Here is a 22,688-nt window from a genome sequence, read left to right on the forward strand (position 1 = left end):
AGGCTAATCACATTAACTGGCAGGCTTTTTTCGTACGTAAAAAAACTCACTCTGGGCGCTCCCCTCTTAACAAGCTTGCAAGCTTGAACGCCTCCACCGGACGGCTGATCAGGTAGCCCTGCACCTCATCGCAGGACTCAGCCTCAAGGAATGCCAACTGCTCTGCAGTTTCCACGCCTTCTGCTACCACTTTCAGCGAAAGCCCATGCGCCATGGCAATGATTGCCCGGGTGATCGCCGCATCTTCCCCGCCCTCGCCCAACCCACGGATAAACGCCTGATCGATCTTCACGTAGTCCACAGGAATGCGCTTGAGGTAGCTCAGCGACGAATACCCCGTGCCAAAGTCGTCGATCGCCAGTTTCACACCAAGATCACGCAATTGCTGGAAGGTCGCGATGATGTGTTCGACGCTGTCCAGCAATTGGCTTTCCGTCAGCTCCAGCTCGAGGTAGTGCGGCGCCAGACCGGTTTCTTCAAGCACCTGGCGCACCAGGCTGACCAACTTGCCCTGACGCAGCTGGTGGACCGACAGATTGACCGAAACCCGAATCGGCTCCAGCCCCTGACGCTGCCACTCGCACGCTTGCCAGCAGGCCTGGCGTAGCACGAACTCGCCAATGGCGCCGATCAACCCGACCTCCTCTGCCAACCCGATAAAATCCCCCGGCGGCACCTGACCCATGGTCGGATGATCCCAGCGCACCAACGCTTCGGCGGCATTCAGCCGGCCAGTCGCGAGGCAGAGTTTCGGCTGGTAAAACACCTTCAACTGCTTTTCTTCGATGGCCTTGCGCAGTTGGTTCTCCAGCTGCAAGCGCTCAAGGGTGCTGGCCTGCAGGCTGTCGGTGTAGAACTGGAAGTTGTTCCCGCCCAGATGCTTGGCATGTTGCATGGCCATGTTTGACTGGCTGACCAGCGCGGAAATTTCTCGCGCGTTGTCCGGCAACATGCTGATGCCCATCGACGCACTGACCACCAGCTCATGCCCTTCAACGGTCAGCGGCAAGCGCAGCTTGGTCGACAATCGGGTGGCGACCCGCGCCAGGCTCGACAGGTTGCCATAAGCGTCGAACAGCACCGCGAACTCGTCGCCGGACAAGCGCGCAATGGTGTCCGCCTCCGGCAGCGCATTGACCAGACGCCGAGCGATTTTCTGCAGCATCTGATCGGCAACTTCATGGCCGAGGCTGTCGTTGAGCAATTTGAAGCGGTCCAGGTTGATGTGCAGCAACGCCAGGCTCCGGCCGCCCTGGCGCACCCGTTGATGGGCTTCATGCAGGCGCTCGCGGAACAATGAGCGGTTGGCCAGGCCGGTCAGTTCGTCGTAGTGGGTCAGGTAGCGCATGCGCTCTTCAGATTCGCGCCGGGCTGACAGGTCGGCGAAAAAGCCCACGATATGACTGACATTTCCCCGAGAATCGCGCACTACATTCAGTTGCAGCCATTGCGGATAGAGCTCGCCGTTTTTGCGCGCCTCCACCAACTCGCCCTGCCAACTGCCCTGCTGTTCCAGTGCCTGATGGATCACCGAATAATGCCGCCGCGCGTCACGACTGCACGGCAACTCGACCACATTGCGCCCCAGCAAATCTTCAATCTGATACCCGGTGACCCGGCTGAACGCCTGATTGACCGCGATCAAGGCGTAATCCGGATCGAAAATCACAATACCTTCGCTGGCCGCTTCAAACACTGTCGCCGACAGTTGCCGCTGCTCTTCAAGCCCTTTGCTGATGCTGATGTCACGCCGGGTACCGACCATCCGAATCACCCGTCCGTTGGCACCTCGCTCCACCGCCCGACCGCGGTCTTCGATCCAGACCCAGTGGCCATCGCCATGGCGCACGCGGTATTCGATCTGATAATCCTCGGTGCGGCCCTTCAAATGCTCGACCAGCGCCCGCCGCAGCGGCGGCAAGTCCTGAGGGTGCAGGCGCGGTTTCAAATGACTGAGCATCGCCGTGACGAATTCCGGCTCAATGCCGAACAACTCCTTGAGTTGGGTGTGATGCACCTCATCGGTTTGCAGGTTCCAGTCCCAGAGACCCAGCTCACTGGCCTTCAACGCCAGCGCCAGCCGCGCTTCGCTCTTGCTCAGGGCCTTGTTGGCGGCGTCCAGTTCGCGGCTACGCTGGGCGACACGGCTTTCGAGGCCGACCTGAGCTTCACGCAACTCTTCTTCGGCGTGGCGGCGCTGTTCGATTTCCCGCGCCAACTCCTGATTGAGCTGCTCGCTGCGACTTTGCGCCTGCTGCAAGTGCTCGATCAGTGCCTGATTCTGGAAACGCCGCATCAAGCCGTGCTGGATCAGCCGGTTGACCTGCCACGCGACCACACTCAGAGAGCCCAACAGAATCAGCCCGAGCCAACCCCAGCCTTGCTGCTGTTCATCGCCGCCCCAGAACAAATAACCGATCGCCGGTAACAGACACGGCAAGGTGAACGACAGGAAGGCCGGCAGGCTCACCGCATAGGCGACACTGGCCGAGAGGGTTGCCGCGCCGATCAGGCCGAATACCCAGGCTTGTTGCAGGAAGCTGTCGGTGGGCACCAGGGCAATACCGGCACCGGCCAGCGTCAGGCCGGTCATGGCCGAACCCAGCAGAAACATTCGACGCCAGACTGGCTGCGCCTGACGACTGGGCATCGCCGAGTCGAAGGCTGCGACTTGAATCACCCGCAGCGCCACCAGCGACAGTAACCAGATCAGCCAGATGCTCACCAGGAAGTAGCGCTGCGGGCTCCAGAGCAACCCGGCGCAGACCAGACCATTGATCAACATGAACAGCGTGGGCAGCAACGAGCCCTGATACAGCAGACGCGTGCGCTCGACCGCGATCTCCATGGCGTACTGTTTGCGGATAACCCGCGGTTCCACAGAAGGGCCCGACAGGCTGGGGCTGAGGGTCATAGGCAATATTCTTGTTCTTATAAGGGTGAGCGTGATGAGCCCGAAATGTCGACGGAGCATACACAAGCAATGGCCCGGACCAAACTGCTCCAAATCATAAAACCGACAAAACAAATGGCCCGTTGCCAGCGTTCAAAACCACAGAAGCGCGGCCCATCAGGGCTTGCGACGAATGACTGACCGGTCGTCCCCTATGCTTCTTTCATCGGTTAATGCAAAGCTCGGTTTGCCCGGTGTGGCGTGGCGCCCTAGAATGCCCTGATGCGCGATGATCTCTCCCTTCTGCTGAACTCTCTCAACGATGCCCAACGTCAGGCCGTAGCTGCCTCCGTGGGTCGTCAGTTGGTCCTGGCCGGTGCTGGTTCCGGTAAAACCCGTGTGCTGGTGCACCGTATCGCCTGGTTGATCCAGGTCGAAAACGCCTCGCCACACTCGATCCTGTCGGTGACGTTCACCAACAAGGCCGCCGCCGAGATGCGTCATCGCATCGAGCAGCTGATGGGTATCAACCCGGCCGGCATGTGGGTCGGCACCTTCCACGGCCTGGCGCACCGCTTGCTGCGGGCGCACTGGCAGGAAGCCGGCCTGAGCCAGACCTTCCAGATCCTCGACAGCGATGACCAACAGAGGCTGGTCAAGCGGGTGATCCGCGAGCTGGGACTCGACGAGCAACGCTGGCCGGCGCGTCAGGCCCAGTGGTTCATCAACGGGCAGAAAGACGAAGGTCTGCGCCCGCAACATATTCAAGCCAGTGGCGATCTGTTCCTGGCCACCATGCGCAGCATCTATGAAGCCTACGAGGCCGCGTGCTTGCGTGCGGGCGTCATCGACTTCTCCGAGCTGCTGCTGCGCGCCCTCGACCTGTGGCGCGATCATCCGGGCCTGCTGGCGCATTATCAGAAGCGTTTCCGCCATGTGCTGGTGGACGAATTCCAGGACACCAACGCCGTGCAGTACGCCTGGTTACGTCTGCTGGCCAAGGGCGGCGACAGCCTGATGGTGGTTGGCGACGACGATCAGTCGATCTACGGCTGGCGCGGCGCGAAAATCGAGAACATTCACCAGTATTCGGCCGACTTCCCGGACGCGGAAGTCATTCGACTGGAACAGAACTACCGCTCCACCGCCGGGATCCTCAAGGCTGCCAACGCCTTGATCGCCAACAACACCGGGCGCCTGGGCAAAGAGCTGTGGACCGACGGCGGCGAAGGCGAAGCGATCAACCTGTACGCCGCGTTCAACGAACATGACGAAGCACGCTACGTGGTGGAAACCATCGAAAGCGCGCTGAAAACCGGCATGGCACGTAGCGATATCGCGATTTTGTACCGCTCCAACGCCCAATCGCGGGTTTTGGAAGAAGCGCTACTGCGCGAACGCATTCCGTACCGCATCTATGGCGGCCAGCGCTTCTTCGAGCGGGCTGAAATCAAGAACGCCATGGCATACCTGCGGTTGCTCGAAGGTCGCGGCAACGATGCGGCGCTGGAACGGGTGATCAACGTTCCGGCCCGTGGCATTGGCGAAAAAACCGTCGAAGCGATCCGTGATCACGCTCGTCACAGCGATGTGTCGATGTGGGAAGCCATGCGTCAGCTGGTGGCCAATAAAGGCCTCACCGGTCGTGCAGCCGGCGCCCTGGGTGCGTTCATCGAGTTGATCGAGCACCTGGCGACCACCACCGCCGAAATGCCGCTGCACCTGATGACTCAGACCGTCATCGAGCAGTCCGGCCTGATCGCCTATCACCAAGCGGAAAAAGGCGAGAAAGGTCAGGCGCGGGTAGAAAACCTTGAGGAACTGGTCAGCGCGGCGCGCAACTTTGAAAGCGCCGAAGAAGACGAAGACCTGACGCCGCTGGCCGCGTTCCTCGGCCACGCTTCGCTGGAGGCCGGCGACACCCAGGCCGACGAGCACGAAGACAGCATTCAGTTGATGACCTTGCACAGCGCCAAAGGCCTGGAATTCCCTTACGTGTTCCTGGTGGGCATGGAAGAAGGCCTGTTCCCGCACAAGATGAGCCTGGAAGAGCCCGGCCGCCTTGAAGAGGAACGCCGCCTGGCCTACGTCGGCATTACCCGGGCCATGCAAAACCTGGTGATGACCTACGCCGAAACCCGACGCCTGTACGGCAGCGAAACCTACAACAAGGTTTCACGCTTCGTACGCGAAGTGCCTAAAGGCCTGATTCAGGAAGTGCGGCTGTCCAACAGCGTCAGCCGTCCATTCGGTGGCGGCCAGAAGCAAAGTTCGAGCAGCATGTTCGCTGGCACGGAAATCCCGGAAACCGCGTTCAGCCTCGGTCAGCAAGTGCAACACGCGGTCTTCGGCGAAGGGGTGATCCTCAACTTTGAAGGCGCCGGTGCGCAGGCCCGGGTGCAAGTGAACTTCAGCGAAGGCAGCAAGTGGCTGATGCTCGGCTACGCCAAGCTCGAAGCCATCTAACGGCTGTCTGCTTGATCGTTCCCACGCTCCCGCGTGGGAACGCATCCTGTGACGCTCTGCGTCACTTCCAAAGCGGACGCAGAGCGTCCATGGCGGCATTCCCACGCAGAGCGTAGGAACGATAAACGGTGAGGAACACACATGGGCTCGGGCTTCTTTTCTTCCTGGACATTCTGGGCCCTGCTGTCGGCGGCTTTCGCTGCGCTGACGGCGATTTTCGCCAAGGTCGGCATCGAAAACGTCAACTCAGACTTCGCTACGCTGCTGCGCACGATCGTGGTACTGGTCAGCCTGGCCTTGATTTTGTACGCAACGGGCCAATATCAGTCACTGGGATCGATATCCGCCAAGAGCTACCTGTTCCTGCTGCTGTCCGGCCTGGCAACCGGTGCCTCGTGGATTTGCTACTTCCGTGCGCTGAAACTCGGGCCAGCCTCGCTGGTAGCACCCGTCGACAAACTCAGTGTGGTGCTGGTCGCCGTGTTGGGCGTAGTGTTGTTGGGTGAGCGGCTCGACCTGCGTCAATGGGGCGGAATCGGTCTGATCACGGCGGGTGTGGTGATGTTGGCGTTGCGACGTTAAACAACGCTCCTGCTCTATCTATCCACTTGTCCGACAGACAAATGTACAAGCGCCTCCTTGTATCGACGGAGCTGAACGCAGCCTGTCAGGCAAAAGCCCGAAACACTCTGCCGCTAGCCAGTGTCACTTCACCTGTGCAACATGGCGCGCGTGCCATCCACAAATGGGAATTCCCTTTATGAAACGTTTTCTTAGCATCGCCCTGGCGCTGTGCATCGGCCTGACGATGAGCCTCGACGCCAACGCCAAGCGCTTCGGTGGCGGCAAAAGCGTAGGCGCTGCGCCTACCCACCAGACCAGCCAAATGGCGCCGTCCTCGCCTGGCATGGGTTCTGCCGCCGCGACCGCCGGTGCTGCGGGTGCCGCAGGCGCTGCCGCCAAAGCTGGCGGTGCTTCGCGCTGGCTCGGCCCTCTGGCCGGTATCGCTGCCGGCGGCCTGCTGGCCTCCATGTTCATGGGCGGCGGCTTCCATGGCATGCAGATTTTCGACATCCTGATCATGGCAGTCATCGGGTTCGTGATCTTCCGCTTCATCGCCGCTCGTCGCCGCAAGCAACAAGAGCATATGGCCCCTGCGGGCGCGCCAATGCAGCGTGAAGTGTATGAACAGAAGCCGGCCATGGGTTCGATCTTCGGCGGTTCGGCTGCCCCTGCTGCCGCTCGTCCGGTGATCAACGCTCCGGCCTGGTTCAACGAAGAGCGCTTCGTTGAAGCCGCACGCAACCACTTCCAGTCCCTGCAACAGCACTGGGACGCCAATGAAATGGACAAGATCGCCGAGTTCGTGACCCCGCAAATGCTGGAGTTCCTCAAACGCGAACGCGCCGATCTGGGTGACGGCTTCCAGTCCACCTATATCGACAACCTCCACGTTCAACTGGACGGCGTGGATGATCGCGCCGACAAGACCATCGCCACCCTGACCTTTACGGGCGTGTCGAAAACCTCGCGCTTCGACCAGGGCGAAGTGTTCAGCGAAAGCTGGAACATGGAACGTCCGCAAGGCGAAAACCAGCCTTGGCTGGTGGCTGGTATTCGTCAGAACGGCTAATACCGCACGGTTCTGTTTGGAAGATGCCGAGCTAAGATCAGACAAGGCAAAAACAGGTGAGGAAGCGGAGTTGACGTTAGTCAATGAGCATTCCGAGCCTGTTTTTAACGCCGGATGATCGACGCGCAGGCGTGTTCCAGACAGAACCGAGCATGCTGTAATGAAAACCCCGGACTTGTCCGGGGTTTTCTATTTCGCAGTTGCATCTATAGCGAGCTACTGTATAAACCGCCCCAACTAAACCGCGCCATTGAGCAAGAGGATCCCGGACGTGGAAGAAATCATCGAACAACTGCGAGAAGCCAACGAACCGGTACCGGTGCCCTTGGAGCTGCCTGACGAAGACCTGCTGGTGGAAATCGAAGAACAACTGTTCATCGATATCCCGTTCGTCTTCAGAGAATTCCTGCTGACCGTCAGCGACGTCGTGTACGGCAGCCTGGAGCCGGTGACTGTCACCGACCCGCAATCGCACACCTACCTGCCGGACGTTGCCGCCAACGCCTGGGATGCCGGTGTTGATCGCAGCATGATTCCGATCTGCCAGGACGGTGACAACTACTACCTGGTCGAAGAAGACGGCACCGTGGTGCTGTGGTTGGCCGAAGAAGAGCTGTTGGCCGAAGAAACCTGGGAATCGGTGTGGCACTGGGCGCGGGACGTCTGGCTGGAAAGCTGATCTGCCTTGGTCTGTAGCAGCTGGCGTAGCCTGCGTCCGGCTGCGTAGCAGTCGTAAAATCAGGCAAAGAGGTGTTTCAGGTTAACCGGGCGGTAGGGTTTACGGTCGCTACGCAACCGAACGCAGGCTACGCCAGCTGCTACGGCTCATTAACCAGTCCTCAATGCCCGGACGAGTCCTTGTGGTTGTCCAGGGTTTCCAGCAGGGCGACCTGCATCCGCGTGTGCACGCGGATGAACCAGCGCCAGAGCAAGGCCGCCACCGCGGCGGTCACGACGGCAATCAGCACCAGCAACTTGTTGGTCGGCAAGATACTGGCCGACAAGGCTGCCAGCAGCAGGAAAATCACCAGCAGCGAGAGTATCGGGATCACTTCGGCGATCACCCGACGCACTCGCTGCGTGTGGCGGCCCGCCATCTCCGGTTTCACGCCCATTTCCGCCAGCAACATCGAGAGCGCCTTCAGCTTGCGATAGGCGGCAATCAGGAATGGCAGCGACAGCAACAACGCCCCGCCCCAGATCAACGCCTTCTGCCAGCTCGGATCATTGATCCAGGCATGCAGATAGCTGGAAATCCGCTCGGCAAAAAAACTGCCCGAGAAGAAGATTGCCATCACCAGCGCCAGATTGACCCCGACCTGCAACAAAATCCGCCGAATCATCGACGCCAGCTGCGCACCCTCGCCCTGCGGTTGAATGCTGCGCAGCCACTCCCCATACATCCCCAACACGCGGCCCAAACGTTGCGGGATAACTGCAGCCAACTTCAACGAAAGCGGATCGGCGGCACGGATCAGGTACGGCGTCAGTAAGGTGGTGATGGCCGAAACAGCGACCGCCACCGGATAAAGGAAATCGCTGGTGACCTGCAAGGTCATGCCCAGCGCCGCGATGATGAAAGAGAACTCGCCAATCTGCGACAGGCCCATGCCGACTCGCAGCGAGGTGCGTCCGTCATTGCCGGCGATAAACGCCCCAAGGCCGCAAGAGAGCATCTTGCCGAGCACCACCGCGACGGTAATCACCGCAATCGGCCAGGCGTACTGAAGAAGAATCTGCGGATCGATCATCAGACCGATCGCAACGAAAAAGATGGCGCTAAACATGTCGCGAACAGGCTCGATCAGGCGTTCAATTTTCACCAGTTGCCGAGACTCGGCCATGATCGCGCCAATCAGAAACGCCCCGAGCACCATGCTGTATTCAAGCTTGACCACCAGCAGGCAAAAGCCAAAACACAGGCCAAGCACGGTGATCAGCAGCATTTCATGGCTGTCGAACTTCGCCACATAAGCCAGCAAGCGCGGCACCAGCAGGATGCCGATCACCAGCGCGACGATCATGAACAAAGAGAGTTTGCCGACCGTGGAAAACACCTCGCCGGAGCTCACGGTGCCGCTGACGGCGATACTCGAGAGCAAGGCAATAATGCCGATGCCGAGGATGTCTTCGACGATCAGCACACCAAAGATCAGCTGGGCAAAGCGCTGGTTCTTCATCTTCAGGTCGTTGAGGGCCTTGACGATGATGGTGGTCGAGGAAATCGCCAGGATCGCGCCAAGAAACAGCGAGTCCATGGTGCTCCAGTCAAACCAGCGGCCGATTTCGTAGCCGATCCAGATCATCAGCACGATTTCCAGGAACGCCGCGATAAACGCCGTGGCACCGACCTTGAACAGCTTGCGCAGGCTGAACTCCAGGCCCAGGCAGAACATCAGGAAAATCACCCCGAGTTCGGCGAGGGTCTTGATGGTTTGCTCGTCGTGGATCAACCCGAATGGCGGGGTGTGCGGGCCGATGATGAAACCGGCCACGATATAGCCCAGGACAACCGGCTGTTTGAGCCGATGAAAAACAATGGTCACCACACCCGCAACCAGCATGATCACTGCCAGGTCCTGAATAAAACTGATGGCATGCATGGCGAGGGCTCCTTGGCGCGTGGGTGTGCTGACGTCGTTGGGCGATTACCAGATCGGATGAAAGGGCCCTTGAGGTGGGCTTTTGAAGGGTAACACCGCGACTTCGGGCGCAAAGGCGGTGCAATATATAGAAACAGATCGATTCGGGCGTGACGGCCTTCATTGGCGTGGCGTCCCGTTAACGGTGGTTTTGAAAAACCAGCCAGGCACCCACAGAGGTGCTCCCGCAATCCCAGCCTTGAACCGTGAGTAGTGTGCTATGGAACCCGGAAACGCCCAGCTGTCGATGACGGTATTGATGACCCCCGACATGGCCAACTTCTCTGGCAATGTCCACGGCGGCACCCTGCTCAAATACCTCGACGAAGTCGCCTACGCCTGCGCCAGCCGTTATGCCGGGCGCTACGTGGTAACCCTGTCGGTGGATCAGGTGATCTTTCGCGAGCCGATCCATGTCGGTGAGCTAGTGACCTTTCTGGCTTCGGTCAACTACACCGGCAATACCTCGATGGAGGTCGGCATCAAGGTGGTGACCGAGAACATCCGCGAGCGCTCGGTGCGTCACACCAATAGCTGCTTCTTCACCATGGTTGCGGTCGACGATCAGCGTAAGCCGGCGGCTGTCCCGCCGTTGCAACCGCAGAACAGCGAAGATAAACGCCGATACGCCCAAGCCAAACAGCGTCGGCAGATTCGTCAGGAACTGGATCAGCGTTATCGCGAAATCAAGGCTGACGCCTGACACCGCGCCGATCGCAGCCTCTGTAGAAACTACCGCAGGCTGCGATCTTTTCCGCCGTGACGCCGTTACAAACTGATCGCCGTCGCCTCGAACTTCACCCGAGGATGGGCAATGCGGTCCTGGGCCCGCACCAGTTCCAGCTCGTAGCTCGCGCTGGCCTGGGTTTCCAGCAGCACTTCATGCACTGCGGACGCCGCAAACTCAAAGGCCGCGACCAGGCTGTCACCCAACAACACCCGCGCCAGGAACAGGCCCGACGTCAGGTCGCCCACGCCTACCGGCTGACGTGGAAACGCCAGCAATGGACGACGCAGATGCCAACTGCCTTCGGCCGTCACCAGCAACATCTCGAAGCTCTCCGGCAACTTGCCGGGATAGTCCAGATGCTTGACCAGCACCGCCTTCGGGCCACGCGCCAGCAGCGCGCGAGCCATCGCCAGGCAATCGAACAATGACTGCGGCTTGCGACCGGAGAAACTGTCCAGCTCCAACTGATTCGGGCACATGAAGTCCGCCACCGCCGCCGCTTCATCCAGCAGGAAGTCGCTGACTTCAGCCGGTACGATGCAACCTTTCTCCGCATGCCCCATCACCGGGTCGCACAGGTACAAGGCGCTGGGGTTGATCGCCTTGATTCGCGCAACGCCGCTAAGGATCGCCCGTCCTTGAGCGGCACTGCCCAGATAACCGGACAGCACGGCGTCGCAGTTGCCCAGCTCGCCAATCGCCGCAATCCCTTCCACCAGATCAGGAATCTGCTGCGGCGCCAGCACTTCACCGGCCCACTGGCCGTATTGAGTGTGGTTGGAAAACTGCACGGTATTCAGCGGCCAGACGTTCACCCCGACCCGCTGCATCGGGAAAACCGCGGCGCTGTTGCCGGCGTGACCGAAAACCACGTGGGACTGGATGGCGAGCAGATGAGGAGTACGTTTCATGCGGGATATCCGTAAACCGATTGAAATTCGAGCCGCGCAGTATGCGACTAAACGGAGCCTGTACGACAGACCAGAGACACAGTTAAGCTGATACTAATTCGTTGGAGCACTGTTCATGCTGACCCTTGGAAATATCTTCGTGCTGATGCTGCTGGCGACCGGTGCCGCCTGGCTGTGGCACAACCATGGCTTGCGCGAGCGGGCCCTGGAACGGGTCAAGCGGCATTGCGCCAAACTCGACATCGAATTGCTCGACGGCAATGTGGCGTTGAAAAAAATCGGCTTCGTGAAGGACGCCAACGGGCGGCGACGTCTGGCCCGCGTGTATAACTTTGAGTTCACCGTGACCGGCGAAACGCGTCACATGGGCACCATTACCCAATTCGGTGCCCATAGCGCGCAAATCGAATTGGCACCCTACCCGGTCCCGCTCGAGGAAAAACCTGTGCTGCCCAGCGCCGAGGTGATCGAGCTGAGTCAATGGCGCCAGGACCACAACAAGTTGCGTCACTGAGCCCTGAACCGCGTTAAGTCAGGTTCACCCGGCAACTCGCAAGCTTCCCCTGCAGTGATTCGGCATCCTGCGGCTTATCGAAAATCAGCTCGATGCGCGAGTCCTGACGCCATTCACTGGGTTGCCAGCGCAGCGCGGCGTTATCCAGCGAATTGGCCGACACCCAACCCTCGGCGCTGTGGATAACCAGCTTGGCCCGGCGCCAGTCCAACACCGCCAGGCAAGCCTGGATCCGGGAAAGTTCGAACGACTGACTCGGGTGCCAACGCCAACCAATGCTCCAGCCACCTTCCTGCTGCTGGCTCAGGCTAATCGGCTGTGTCGGATCAGGCCAGACTGCCGGCATCTGCGCCAGACCTTTAGGCACGTTGAAGTTATCCACACCCTTGACCGCTCGACTGTGCACGCCCGGCAAGTCAGCCAATGCCAGAGCGCCCTGCTGCGTCCAATACAGCGGGCATTCCGGTAACTGCGCGGTGATGCGCTGGCGATCTTCATCGTTCAGGTGCTCGGCCTTGTTCAACAGCAACAGACCCGCGCTCGCTAGCGCTTGCTGCTGCGCCTCTGGCAGTGGTTTTCCGGCAGCCAGAGCTTGAGCGTCGAGCACCAGAACGCTCGGTTGAATCGCCAGTACGCCCTGCCACGGCGCTTCACTTAATTGCTTGAGCAATTGCGCCGGATGTCCCAGCCCCGAGGGTTCGATAAACAAGCGGTCCGGCCGTGATTTGCGCAGCAACCGCCCGAGGCCAATCTGAAACGGCGCACCATTCACGCAACACAAACAGCCGCCAGCCACTTCTCCCAGTGCGATACCATCGGCGCCCGTGGTCAGCAGCGCGGCGTCGAGACCGATCTGACCAAACTCATTGATAAGCACCGCCCAGCGTTCGCTCGCCGGCCGCTGTGTCAGCAGATGCTTGATCAGACTGGTCTTGCCGGCGCCTAACGGTCCGGCGATGACGTGAGTAGGAATGTTCTGCAACATGTTCGACGGTTTCTTGGGAGGAAAAGGATGCGACTGATTAGCTTGTCGTTACTGCTGGCCTTCGCTTCGGGCGAGGCGTTGGCCCAGGCCTGCGTGGTTCACAGCCAGGCGGAGCGGCTCGACGTCAAAGTCTGTCAGCAGAACCGCAATATCCCGGAAAAAATGTTCCATGACGGTTTCTGTCAACCAAACCTCGCGGGGCAGAAGATCGACGTCGCATTCCTCGACCAATGCCCCAGCGGTGCCTTCGGTGTGTGCAGCAACGCTCAAGTTGCCAATATGCCTTACCGACAGGATATTCACTATTACGGCGTAGCCACAGACGCCGCGTACCTCAAGCCGTATTGCGAAAGCCAAAGCCAGGGCGCTTGGCTCACGCCTTGAATCAACCGAGCCAGTCGAGAGTCAGGATCAGCCGACGCTCACCCGGCGCGGGTTGCGGCGAACGATGAATCAGCCCGAAACCCTCGTTGCCGTGCCACTTCTCGCCCTTGAGCAACGCCACTTCACCACAGAGCATTTGCTCACAGCCCTGCGGCTCGGCCTCCGCTCTGGCCAGATTCTTACGATCCATGGCGCCCTCTCTGAGCCACTGACTGCCGATGCCGGCGTAGGTGGTAATCAGCCGCACCGGCACATGATCGACATGAAAACGCGGGCACATGGCGTTATCCAGCACCCGCAAACGCAAGCCGATACGCGTCGCGCCCAGCAAGCAGGCAAACGCGCTGACCAACCATGAAACATCGGCGATAAACCCTTCGTGGCCCTCCAGGTCACTGTAGCTTTCGGCCAGGCCACGCAGATTGGGTTCAGCGTCGTCAGTCGCCAATTCCACCACCAACGACTCGGCCAGCGGCTCGTTCAGCGATAACAGCAATGCGCCGAAGTCAGCGATATGTGCCGGCAAACGACGCTGCCAGAGCGCCAGGTTGGTGCCGTCTTGAAGTATCTGCGTGAAGACGTCTGGGGTTTGCCCCTGTACCTGACGAACCACCGGGCGCGCTTTCAGACTCGGCGCCAACATCAGGCCGCCTCCTCTTCGAGCCATGGACCAAACGGGTCTGCCATCAGGCGCCAGCCTTCGACACCGAGGGACATTTCGTCATCGTTGAGCAGGCAGTTATCGAGGTGCGCGGTGAGTTGGGCAAAGTCGATATTCTGGCCGATGAACACCAGTTCCTGACGGCAATCACCGGTGGCTGGGGTCCAGTTTTCCATGATCGCGGCGGTACTTTCCTGATCCTGTGGCCACTGCGCTTTCGGTACGAAGCGCCACCAGCGACCGGCAAATCCGTGACGCATCAAGCCACCGGCCTGCGACCAGCTACCGGCGTCCTGATGCTTGCTGGCCAACCAGAAAAAGCCCTTGGAGCGCAGCAGTTTTCCGTTCACCCACGGCTGATCGATGAAGCTGAAAAAGCGCTGCGGATGAAACGGTCGACGCGCCCGATAAGCCATGGAAGCGATGCCGTACTCAGTGGTTTCCGGCACATGCTCACCGCGCAATTCCTGCAGCCAGCCCGGTGCCTGAGAGGCTTTTTCAAAGTCGAAGCGGCCGGTGTTGAGGATCTGTTTCAACGGTACTTCACCCATGACCATCGGGATAATGTGCGCCTGGGCGTTGAGCCGTTTGAGGATCGCGATCAACTCTTCGCGCTCTGAACTGCTGATCAGATCGATCTTGCTGATCAGCAGCACGTCGGCGAATTCGATCTGCTCGATCAGTAAATCCGTGATCGAACGCTCATCTTCCTCGCCAAGGGTTTCACCCCGTGATGCGAGGCTTTCGGCGGCCTGGTAATCAAGCAGAAAGTTCATCCCGTCGACCACCGTGACCATGGTGTCGAGCCGCGCGATGTCGGCCAGGCTTTGGCCTTCTTCGTCGCGAAAGGTGAATGTTTCCGCCACGGGAAGAGGTTCGGAAATACCGGTGGACTCGATCAGCAGGTAATCAAAGCGACCGTCCCTGGCCAGCTTGCTGACCTCTTCCAGCAGGTCTTCGCGCAAGGTGCAGCAGATACAGCCGTTGCTCATTTCGACGAGTTTTTCTTCGGCGCGGTTCAAGGTGACATCGCGCTGGACTTCGCTGCCGTCGATGTTGATTTCGCTCATGTCATTGACGATCACCGCGACCCGAAGATTCTCGCGGTTGCGCAGTACGTAGTTGAGCAGCGTGCTTTTGCCGGCGCCGAGAAAGCCGGACAGCACGGTAACGGGGAGACGATTGGGCATCAGGTGTTCCTCATCGGGAGTGGCCGGTCAGGTGATTTTTTAATGTTATAGTATAACAACATAAACACGCCAATCCCCTCTTGCCCCCAGCGACGAAGGACGCAATGCTTGAGCCCGTTCGCACCATGAGAAAACCCATGCACAACGCCTTGAAATGCACACTGTTGAGCCTTTCGCTGTTGGTCGCGGCAAACGCCTGCGCGCAGGCATCGAGCCAGGCGAAGTGCACGCGCAGCGCCAATCTGCTGGCCTGCGTAGACCCGGACGGCAACTCTTACAGCGTCGCTACGGCGGGCAGCACGACCTACATGCGCGGGTTTGAAGTGAGCGGTAAACGCTATTGGGCGCAGACCAGCAGCCGTTATGGCCAACTGACGTTCTTCACCGGCTTGGCGTCGGATGGCGAAGCCTGGGTCGGTTACAGCCGCCGCGTTGGCTGGACCACCCTCAATCGGTTTTCCAGCTCCGGCGGTTCCAGCGGCAAGTTCACCTGTAGCCGACTGACGGGCTGCTAGACCTGCGATTTTTGCTGCGACTGCTGCCAGGCCATGTAGCTGTTCATCGGTGGATTCTTCTGAAAATAGCGCTGCAAGCCTTCAAAAAGGCCATCGGCTACCGCCTTTTGATGCCGCGCCGTCACCAGCCTCTGGCTGTCGCGGGCGTTGGAAATGAAGCCGGTCTCGACCAGGATCGATGGCACATCCGGTGACTTCAGCACCGTAAATCCGGCCTGTTCCACACGTTTCTGATGCAACGTGGTAATGCCTGCCAAGCTGCCAAGTACCGTGCTGCCAAGCTGCAAACTGGCGGCGATGGTGGCGTTCATCGACATGTCGAGGATTACTCCGGCGAGCATCGGATCCTTGTCCTTCAAGTTGAGCAGACTGCTCGCCCCCAGCAAGTCCGCGCCGTTTTCCCGTTGCGCCATGAATCGTGCCGTGGCCGAGGTCGCGCCACCTTCGGACAATGCATAAACCGAAGCGCCAGAAGCCGTGAGCCGTGGCGCCGCGTCGGCGTGCACCGAGATGAACATGTCGGCCTTGTGCGTACGGGCGATCTCCACGCGCTTGCGTAGCGGCACGAAGAAGTCGTCGTTGCGCACCAATTTCACATCAAAACCTTTTTCGCGCTTCAAGCGCTTGGCCAGCAATTGTGCGATGGACAGCACCACGTCCTTCTCGCGCTCGCCTTTGGCGCCAATTGCGCCGGGGTCCTTGCCGCCATGGCCAGGGTCGACCACGACGATGATGTCGCGCTTGGGGTGAGCCTTGTCAGCCGGTGTTTCACGCTGGACCAAAGGTGCCGCCGCAGCGATCTGCACGGGCGCGGCGTTGAGCAGGTCGAGCACCAGACGATGGCCCTGCCCGTCCTGTGGCGGCAGTTGAAAACTATTGAGCCGCACCGGACCGGTAAGGTCGAGCACGATCCGCGTATCGCCTTGTCCGAAGTGCCCGGAACGGATCGAACGAATCACCGTGTTGGTGAGCGCCAATTGGCTGAAGTCACCGCTGAGCTGCGCACCGCTCAAGTCGATGATCAGTCGCTCGGGCGCGCTCAACGAGAAGGTTTTGTACTGCACCGGTCCGCTCAGATCGAGTACCAGGCGAAGCTTGTCATCCGAACGCCAGAGCCGTGCATTGCGGATCTGCGTGGCCGACACGCCGAAGGGTAAAACCAGCGCAGCGCTGGCCAACAACAGGTTGAGCAATTGTCGCCTGTGCATAGTGAAAGACCGCTCGAGAAAAAGGTATCGTCGACTGTATTGTTATAATATAACATGGCAAAATATTTCCAACGATGGACCTGCTCATGAATGCGCTGACTTTGCCGGATATCGCCGCGCAGGCCTCACGCCAAGCCTTGCCACTCGAATGGGTGGGCATGTGCGGCATTGCTCTTCCTGTTGTGTTCGACGGTCAGCGATTAAACGCAAAAGCCGACGCGGGCGTCAGTCTCGACGATGGCGAAGCGCGTGGCATTCACATGTCGCGGCTGTATCTGGCGCTGGAGATGCTTGAGCAAGAAAGCCTCACCCCGGCGTTATTGCGGCAAGTTCTGCAACGTTTTCTCGACAGCCACGAGGGTTTATCCAATGCCGCTTACCTGCGCATTCACGCTGATTTACTGCTCAAACGCCCAGCCTTGATCAGCCCTTTGGCCGGCTGGAAAAGCTATCCGATCAGCATCGAAGCGCGCTTGGAAAACACAGTGTTCCACGTGGAACTTAAAATTGAGGTTTCTTACTCGTCCACTTGCCCCTGTTCAGCTGCGCTTTCGAGACAACTTATTCAGCAGCAATTCATCGATGACTTTGCCAACAAGCCGTTGCAGCACGCCGACGTTTTGACTTGGCTCGGATCATCAAAAGGCATCGTCGCGACGCCCCACAGCCAACGCAGCAGTGCGCAATTGCGGCTACGACTGGATGACTATCTGGACGATCTGCCCTTGATCGCGGCGATCAATGATGCCGAAGCCGCGCTCGGCACCGCCGTTCAAGCCGCAGTAAAGCGTGCCGACGAACAAGCCTTCGCTCTCGCAAATGGTCAGAACCTGATGTTCTGCGAAGACGCTGCACGACGTTTGAATCTGGCATTGAAACGCTCGCCTGGCATCAAGGCTTTTCAGTTGCGCGTGGTTCACGCCGAAAGTCTGCACGCCCACGATGCAGTCGCTGAAAGTCGTTGGAACTGGGAGGCCGCATGATTCGCTGCCAAAGGCTCCGCTGGGGTGCGCCCGGCCAACCACTCACTCCCGCCCTCGATTTCGATTTACCCGGCGGAAGCCTGACCGCAATCATCGGTGCCAACGGCTCGGGCAAAAGCAGCTTGCTGAAAGTCATCGCCGGTCTGCAAAAGCCGCTAGCAGGTAAAGTCGTCCTCGATGTTTCACCACGAGGTGGCTTGTCCTTTTTGCCACAACAACAGCACCTCGACCGACAGTTCCCCATCAACCTGCAAGAGTTGGTGAGTGCCGGATTCTGGGGCAACAAACAAACTCCGGACGTTCGCCGCCAACGCCTCGACAGCGTGCTGAACGACTGGTGCCTGAACGGTTTGGAACAACGCCCGTTGATGGCGCTGTCGGGCGGCGAATTGCAACGCGCCCTGCTCGCTCGTCTGAGCCTCGCCGAAGCGCCACTGTTGCTGCTCGACGAACCTCACGCCGCACTGGACGAACTCGGCCAGGCGCTGCTGTGGAAACACATCCACACCTGGCACAACGAGGGCCGAACGCTGGTCGTGGTGTGTCATGACCTGGCTGCGGTTCGCCAACACATTCCTCAAGCATTGCTGATCAAAAGCTCGGGCTGTGTCCTGGCGCCGAGCCGTGAACTGATCCTCCAGCAACCACATACGCAGGTGGCGTAATGCTCGTCGCTGCACAACTTTGGCAACCGTTCCACGAATTCGTGTTCATGCGCCGAGCTCTAATCGGCGGTCTGGTATTGGCTTGCAGCACCGCACCGCTTGGGGTGTTTCTGATCCTGAGGCGCATGAGCCTGATCGGCGACGCAGTGGCTCACGGCATCTTGCCCGGCGCCGCGTTAGGGTTTTGGTTTGCCGGTTTGAGCTTGCCGGCGCTGACCATCGGTGGCCTCGGTGCGGGGCTGAGCATGGCCGGATTGGCAGCGTGGATCACTCGCCGAACTGGCCTTCGGGAGGACGCCAGCCTGGCGGCGATCTACCCCATCTCGCTGGCCAGTGGCGTGCTGATTCTGGGGATCGCCGGCAAACGCCTCGACTTGCTCCACCTGTTGTTCGGCTCGGCATTGGCTGTCGATGGCCCAACATTAACCGGCATGCTCTGGGTCTCGGGGATCAGCCTGATCGCCATGGCGCTGATCTATCGGCCACTGCTGCTGGACACCCTCGACCCACTGTTTCTGCAAACCGTCAGCCGTCTCGGCCCTTTGGCACACGGCGTGTTTTTGACCCTGGTGGTGCTGAATCTGGTGATCGGTTTCCAGGCCATCGGCGCACTGATGGTGGTCGGTTTGATGATGTTGCCGGCCGCTGCTTCACGCTTCTGGAGCCGTCACTTGCCAATGTTGATGGCCATCGCCGGGGTGCTCGGCTGCCTCTCGGTATGGTTCGGTCTGTTGCTGTCGTTCTACTACTCGCTGCCCAGCGGCCCGGCCATCGTGCTGGTAGCCGGCGCGTTGTACCTGCTGTCCGTGGTATTCGGTCCGGTGCACGGACTGCTGCGGCGCCCGCCTTTGCTCACATCCCAATGAGGTGTTTCCCGATGCGCGCTCTACTTGTGCTGTTCAGTGTGTGGTTGTCGATGTCGTTATCAACGGCATCGGCGGCAGAAAAACTGCCGGTGGTCACCAGCTTCAGCATCCTTGCCGACATGGTTCATCAGGTCGGCGGCGAGCACATCCAGATCACCAACATGGTCGGCCCGGACGCTGACGCTCACACCTACGAGCCCACTCCGGACGACGCCAAGGCCCTGCTCAAGGCCAAACTGATCTTCAAGAACGGCCTCGGTTTCGAGCCATGGCTGGACCGCATGGTTGCCAGCACCGCCACCAAAACCCCGGTGATCACCACCAGTCGCGGAGTGATTCCAAGGAGCATGAACGAGGACGGCGAGCCCCTCCCCGACCCCCACGCCTGGCACAATCTGGCGAATACCGAACTCTATGTGAACAACATCACCAAGGCGCTGATCGCCGCAGACCCGGCGAACAAAGCCGACTACGAACACAACAGTCAGACCTACCTGAAGCAGATCTACCGTCTGCTGGCCGAAGCTAAAGCCAAGCTCGGCGCACTGCCACCGGGAAACCGCAAGATCGTTACCTCTCATGACGCCTTCGGCTATCTGGGTCAGGCGTACGGCATCGACTTCATGGCGCCTCAAGGCCTGTCCACCGAACGCGAACCGTCTGCCGCCGAAGTGGCCGCATTGATCACCCAGATCCGTCAGGCCAAGGTCAAAGCGGTGTTCATGGAAAACATCAAGGACGCCCGCCTGCTCAAGCAAATCGCCGATGAAAGCGGCGCGCATATTGGCGGCACCCTGTACTCGGATGCACTCGCCGCCGAAGGTCCGGCCAGTACCTTTGCCGGGCTGTTTGAATACAACCTCAACACGCTATACGAGGCCTTGAGCACGCCATGATCCGCAAAAACCCGTCCGGTGATTTGCCGCGGATCGCCGAGTCCGCATACGTCGATAAAACCGCGATCATCTGCGGCAAGGTAGTGATTGGCGAGAACGTCTTCGTCGGTCCCTACGCAGTGATCCGCGCTGATGAAGTCGACGATTCGGGCGAGATGGAACCGATCACCATCGGCGCCAATTCAAACATTCAGGATGGTGTGGTGATCCACTCCAAATCCGGTGCCGCTGTAACCATCGGCGAGTTCAGTTCCATCGCTCACCGCTCCATCGTCCATGGCCCCTGCACTGTCGGGAACCGGGTGTTCATCGGTTTCAACAGCGTGCTGTTCAACTGTGCGGTCGGCGACGGGTGCGTGGTGCGGCACAACTCGGTAGTCGACGGGCGAGACTTGCCAGCCGACTTCTACGTACCGTCCACCACACGCATCGGCCCCAAAACCGACTTGTCGCAGTTCCCGCCGGTCAGCATCAGCGCCTCAGAGTTTTCTGAGGACGTGGCGCGCACCAACGTCGATCTGGTGCGCGGCTACAAAGCCCTGCAGAACGAGTTTTGAGCATGAGCAGCGTGCTGATTCGCAACGCTCGACTGGTCAATGAAGGCCGCGAGTTCGACGCCGATCTGCTGGTAGATCACGGGCGCATTGTGAAGATCGCCAGCAGCATCGAAGGTGAAAACGCAACGCTGGAAATCGACGCCAATGGCCAATGGTTGCTGCCGGGAATGATCGACGACCAGGTGCACTTTCGTGATCCGGGTGCACCGAACAAAGGCAGCATCTATACCGAATCGCGGGCAGCCGTGGCGGGGGGTATTACCAGTTTCATGGACATGCCCAACACCCGACCGGCAACCCTGACGCTCGATGCTCTGGCCGAAAAAAAGCGCCGGGCAGCGATCCACTCGGTGGCCAATTACGGCTTTCACTTCGGCGTCAGCAACGACAACCTCGACACTGTCGCAGCACTCAACCCCTGCGAGATCGCCGGGGTCAAAGTCTTCATGGGCGCCTCTACCGGCAACATGCTGGTGGACGACCCGAAAATTCTTGAACGGCTTTTTGCCGAGGTTCCGACGATCCTGCTAGCCCATTGCGAACACACGCCAAGCATTCAGACCAACGAAAACAACCTTGCCGAACTGTTCGGGGAGAACATTCCCGCTGCGGCTCATCCGCTGATTCGCGATGCCGAGGCGTGCTTTCGCTCCTCCTCAATGGCGGTCGATCTGGCCAAACGACACGGCACTCGATTGCATGTTTTGCACCTGACCACTGCTCGCGAACTGGCCTTGTTCGAAGACAAACCGCTCACGGAAAAACGCATCAGCGCCGAAGTCTGCCTGCATCACTTGCTGTTCGATGATCGCGACTATCTGCGCCTGGGTAATCTCATCAAGTGCAACCCGGCGATCAAGACTCAAGCTGACCGCGATGCATTGCGCCAAGCGTTGCTCAGCAACCGACTGGACATCATCGGCAGCGACCACGCGCCCCACACCTGGGCTGAAAAACAGTTGCCCTACCGACAGGCACCTTCCGGGTTGCCGCTGGTACAACACGCCCTCCCCGCGCTGCTGGAACTGGTGGCCGATCAGTTGATTCCACTGACCACCCTGGTGGCCAAAACCAGCCATCGCGTGGCGGACCTGTTTGCCATACCGGATCGCGGTTACCTGCGTGAAGGCTATTGGGCCGACCTCGTTTTGATCAAACCAGAGCCTGCCGGCAAAGCTGTTTCCCGGCAGCCGATTCTCGCTCAATGCGGCTGGACACCGTTCGCCGGGCAGCACTTTCGACACAGCGTCAGCACGACATTGGTTTCGGGGCAAATTGCCTGGTACGCCGAACGTCTTTATGACAACTGCCGGGGGTTGCCTCTGCGGTTCATGCGCTAAATCGCGTTTTACACAATGCCTTTAGGCACGAGGTTTGACCGTCCCGCAATCCTGCCCCAACCATACGGCACGAGTATCCATGCTGCCCTTTTGCTGAATGCCGGTGGCGTTGAACGTACCGTTGACCGTGGTGTTGAATTCGCGATCGCTAAGGAACGTAGCAACACCGGCGCCCTGGGCTTTCGGGCAGCTGAAGCGGAATTTCCACTGGTTGCCGCTGCGGTCGGTGACCTGCTGCGTGCAGCCTGACTGTGGGTCTTGCAGGGGAATGGTGTCGGATTGAACCTGTGCCTGGGTCAGGCACACACGAATCCCTTTACCCCCCATGGTGATGCCCTGTTTCTCCAGTGCAGCCTTTTGTGCCGGCGTCATCTGGCTGCCCAACTGGTTAAGGATCAACTGCAGATCCGGGAGGTTCTGGTCATCGACCTTCATGTTGCTTGAGGTCAACTCCCACAAACCCGGTTGCAGCATCTGCGCCTGAGCGACCACAGGAAGCGACAAGCCAACAGCCATGGCCAAACCCAGCAGACGTACGTTCATCGAGTAACTCCTAGACAATAGTGCCCGTTAGACGTCGCCAATCTACTTCGGTTGCATGTCTAATTAAATAGCGACATTCACCGTGGAACATGGTCTGTTAAGCATT

The 22,688-nt window shown here is 59.5% G+C and carries 22 protein-coding genes; 14 read left to right on the forward strand and 8 right to left on the reverse strand.

Annotated features, from left to right (window positions below; genetic code table 11):
- Positions 1-46 precede the first annotated feature (46 nt).
- Entirely contained in the window at positions 47-2,914 is a 2,868-nt protein-coding gene (locus tag AC3WK5_RS10920) for a putative bifunctional diguanylate cyclase/phosphodiesterase (protein ID WP_103314815.1), read from the reverse strand.
- A 261-nt stretch (positions 2,915-3,175) separates the two neighbouring features.
- Between AC3WK5_RS10920 and uvrD the strand changes: the two genes are divergently transcribed.
- The 4 genes from uvrD (at position 3,176) to AC3WK5_RS10940 (ending at position 7,671) form a co-directional block, all read left to right on the forward strand.
- Positions 3,176-5,359 carry a DNA helicase II gene (uvrD, locus tag AC3WK5_RS10925; protein ID WP_054594789.1) on the forward strand — a complete coding sequence of 728 codons (2,184 nt, stop codon included), beginning with the start codon at positions 3,176-3,178 and terminating at the stop codon, positions 5,357-5,359.
- Between the two features lie 141 nt (positions 5,360-5,500).
- On the forward strand, positions 5,501-5,941 hold the full coding sequence (locus AC3WK5_RS10930; protein ID WP_071552707.1) for an EamA family transporter: 441 nt from the start codon (positions 5,501-5,503) through the stop codon (positions 5,939-5,941).
- A gap of 178 nt (positions 5,942-6,119) precedes the next feature.
- Entirely contained in the window at positions 6,120-6,992 is an 873-nt protein-coding gene (locus AC3WK5_RS10935) for a Tim44 domain-containing protein (protein WP_103314816.1), read from the forward strand.
- A gap of 271 nt (positions 6,993-7,263) precedes the next feature.
- The gene (locus AC3WK5_RS10940; RefSeq protein WP_019694340.1) at positions 7,264-7,671 is read left to right on the forward strand and encodes an SMI1/KNR4 family protein; all 408 of its coding nucleotides are present in this window, start codon (positions 7,264-7,266) and stop codon (positions 7,669-7,671) included.
- Between the two features lie 160 nt (positions 7,672-7,831).
- On the opposite strand, the gene AC3WK5_RS10945 is transcribed toward AC3WK5_RS10940, so the two are convergent.
- The gene (locus tag AC3WK5_RS10945) at positions 7,832-9,595 is read right to left on the reverse strand and encodes a cation:proton antiporter (RefSeq protein ID WP_103314817.1); all 1,764 of its coding nucleotides are present in this window, start codon (positions 9,593-9,595) and stop codon (positions 7,832-7,834) included.
- 259 nt (positions 9,596-9,854) lie between these two features.
- On the opposite strand from AC3WK5_RS10945, the gene AC3WK5_RS10950 reads away from it, so the two are divergent.
- Entirely contained in the window at positions 9,855-10,337 is a 483-nt protein-coding gene (locus AC3WK5_RS10950; protein WP_019694342.1) for an acyl-CoA thioesterase, read from the forward strand.
- 65 nt (positions 10,338-10,402) lie between these two features.
- Here AC3WK5_RS10950 and pdxY read toward each other — a convergent pair whose 3' ends face one another.
- Positions 10,403-11,275 (reverse strand): pyridoxal kinase PdxY, encoded by an 873-nt coding sequence (pdxY, locus tag AC3WK5_RS10955; RefSeq protein ID WP_103314818.1) that lies wholly within the window; start codon positions 11,273-11,275, stop codon positions 10,403-10,405.
- A 115-nt stretch (positions 11,276-11,390) separates the two neighbouring features.
- On the opposite strand from pdxY, the gene AC3WK5_RS10960 reads away from it, so the two are divergent.
- On the forward strand, positions 11,391-11,789 hold the full coding sequence (locus AC3WK5_RS10960) for a DUF3301 domain-containing protein (RefSeq protein WP_103314819.1): 399 nt from the start codon (positions 11,391-11,393) through the stop codon (positions 11,787-11,789).
- Between the two features lie 13 nt (positions 11,790-11,802).
- Here the strand turns inward: AC3WK5_RS10960 and AC3WK5_RS10965 are convergent, their stop codons facing one another.
- Positions 11,803-12,774 (reverse strand): CobW family GTP-binding protein, encoded by a 972-nt coding sequence (locus tag AC3WK5_RS10965; RefSeq protein ID WP_103314820.1) that lies wholly within the window; start codon positions 12,772-12,774, stop codon positions 11,803-11,805.
- A gap of 27 nt (positions 12,775-12,801) precedes the next feature.
- On the opposite strand from AC3WK5_RS10965, the gene AC3WK5_RS10970 reads away from it, so the two are divergent.
- Positions 12,802-13,158: an NADH:ubiquinone oxidoreductase gene (locus tag AC3WK5_RS10970; protein WP_103314821.1), complete on the forward strand. Its 357-nt coding sequence runs from the start codon at positions 12,802-12,804 to the stop codon at positions 13,156-13,158.
- Between the two features lies 1 nt (position 13,159).
- On the opposite strand, the gene AC3WK5_RS10975 is transcribed toward AC3WK5_RS10970, so the two are convergent.
- Both AC3WK5_RS10975 and zigA read right to left on the reverse strand, forming a co-directional pair.
- Positions 13,160-13,801, reverse strand: coding sequence for a DUF1826 domain-containing protein (locus AC3WK5_RS10975; protein ID WP_103314822.1), 642 nt, complete (start codon positions 13,799-13,801; stop codon positions 13,160-13,162).
- Positions 13,801-15,009, reverse strand: coding sequence for a zinc metallochaperone GTPase ZigA (zigA, locus tag AC3WK5_RS10980; protein ID WP_103314823.1), 1,209 nt, complete (start codon positions 15,007-15,009; stop codon positions 13,801-13,803). Before zigA ends, AC3WK5_RS10975 begins: the two co-directional genes overlap by 1 nt.
- Before the next feature lie 137 nt (positions 15,010-15,146).
- Here zigA and AC3WK5_RS10985 point away from each other — a divergent pair, with 137 nt between their 5' ends.
- The gene (locus tag AC3WK5_RS10985; RefSeq protein WP_103314824.1) at positions 15,147-15,524 is read left to right on the forward strand and encodes a glutamine synthetase; all 378 of its coding nucleotides are present in this window, start codon (positions 15,147-15,149) and stop codon (positions 15,522-15,524) included.
- Here AC3WK5_RS10985 and AC3WK5_RS10990 read toward each other — a convergent pair.
- Positions 15,521-16,732 (reverse strand): N-acetylmuramoyl-L-alanine amidase, encoded by a 1,212-nt coding sequence (locus tag AC3WK5_RS10990; protein ID WP_103314825.1) that lies wholly within the window; start codon positions 16,730-16,732, stop codon positions 15,521-15,523. The genes AC3WK5_RS10985 and AC3WK5_RS10990 overlap by 4 nt on opposite strands.
- Before the next feature lie 86 nt (positions 16,733-16,818).
- Between AC3WK5_RS10990 and folE2 the strand changes: the two genes are divergently transcribed.
- Genes folE2 through AC3WK5_RS11020 form a run of 6 tightly spaced genes read left to right on the forward strand, consistent with a single transcriptional unit; the run spans position 16,819 to position 22,039 of the window.
- Complete coding sequence (gene folE2 / locus AC3WK5_RS10995) at positions 16,819-17,715, forward strand: GTP cyclohydrolase FolE2 (protein ID WP_103314826.1); 897 nt, start codon at positions 16,819-16,821, stop codon at positions 17,713-17,715.
- A complete protein-coding gene (locus tag AC3WK5_RS11000; RefSeq protein ID WP_103314827.1) occupies positions 17,712-18,380 on the forward strand; it encodes a metal ABC transporter ATP-binding protein in 669 nt (222 codons plus the stop codon). Before folE2 ends, AC3WK5_RS11000 begins: the two co-directional genes overlap by 4 nt.
- Entirely contained in the window at positions 18,380-19,246 is an 867-nt protein-coding gene (locus AC3WK5_RS11005; RefSeq protein WP_054594803.1) for a metal ABC transporter permease, read from the forward strand. The genes AC3WK5_RS11000 and AC3WK5_RS11005 overlap by 1 nt, the downstream gene beginning before the upstream one ends.
- Before the next feature lie 11 nt (positions 19,247-19,257).
- Positions 19,258-20,142, forward strand: a complete 885-nt coding sequence (locus AC3WK5_RS11010) for a metal ABC transporter substrate-binding protein (protein WP_103314828.1) — start codon at positions 19,258-19,260, stop codon at positions 20,140-20,142.
- On the forward strand, positions 20,139-20,699 hold the full coding sequence (locus tag AC3WK5_RS11015; protein WP_103314829.1) for a gamma carbonic anhydrase family protein: 561 nt from the start codon (positions 20,139-20,141) through the stop codon (positions 20,697-20,699). Before AC3WK5_RS11010 ends, AC3WK5_RS11015 begins: the two co-directional genes overlap by 4 nt.
- Before the next feature lie 2 nt (positions 20,700-20,701).
- Positions 20,702-22,039: a dihydroorotase gene (locus AC3WK5_RS11020; RefSeq protein ID WP_103314830.1), complete on the forward strand. Its 1,338-nt coding sequence runs from the start codon at positions 20,702-20,704 to the stop codon at positions 22,037-22,039.
- 21 nt (positions 22,040-22,060) lie between these two features.
- On the opposite strand, the gene AC3WK5_RS11025 is transcribed toward AC3WK5_RS11020, so the two are convergent.
- Entirely contained in the window at positions 22,061-22,582 is a 522-nt protein-coding gene (locus AC3WK5_RS11025; protein ID WP_054594808.1) for a DUF3617 domain-containing protein, read from the reverse strand.
- Between the last annotated feature and the right edge of the window lie 106 nt (positions 22,583-22,688).

The sequence above is a fragment of the Pseudomonas sp. FW306-02-D09B genome, from assembly GCF_058782685.1.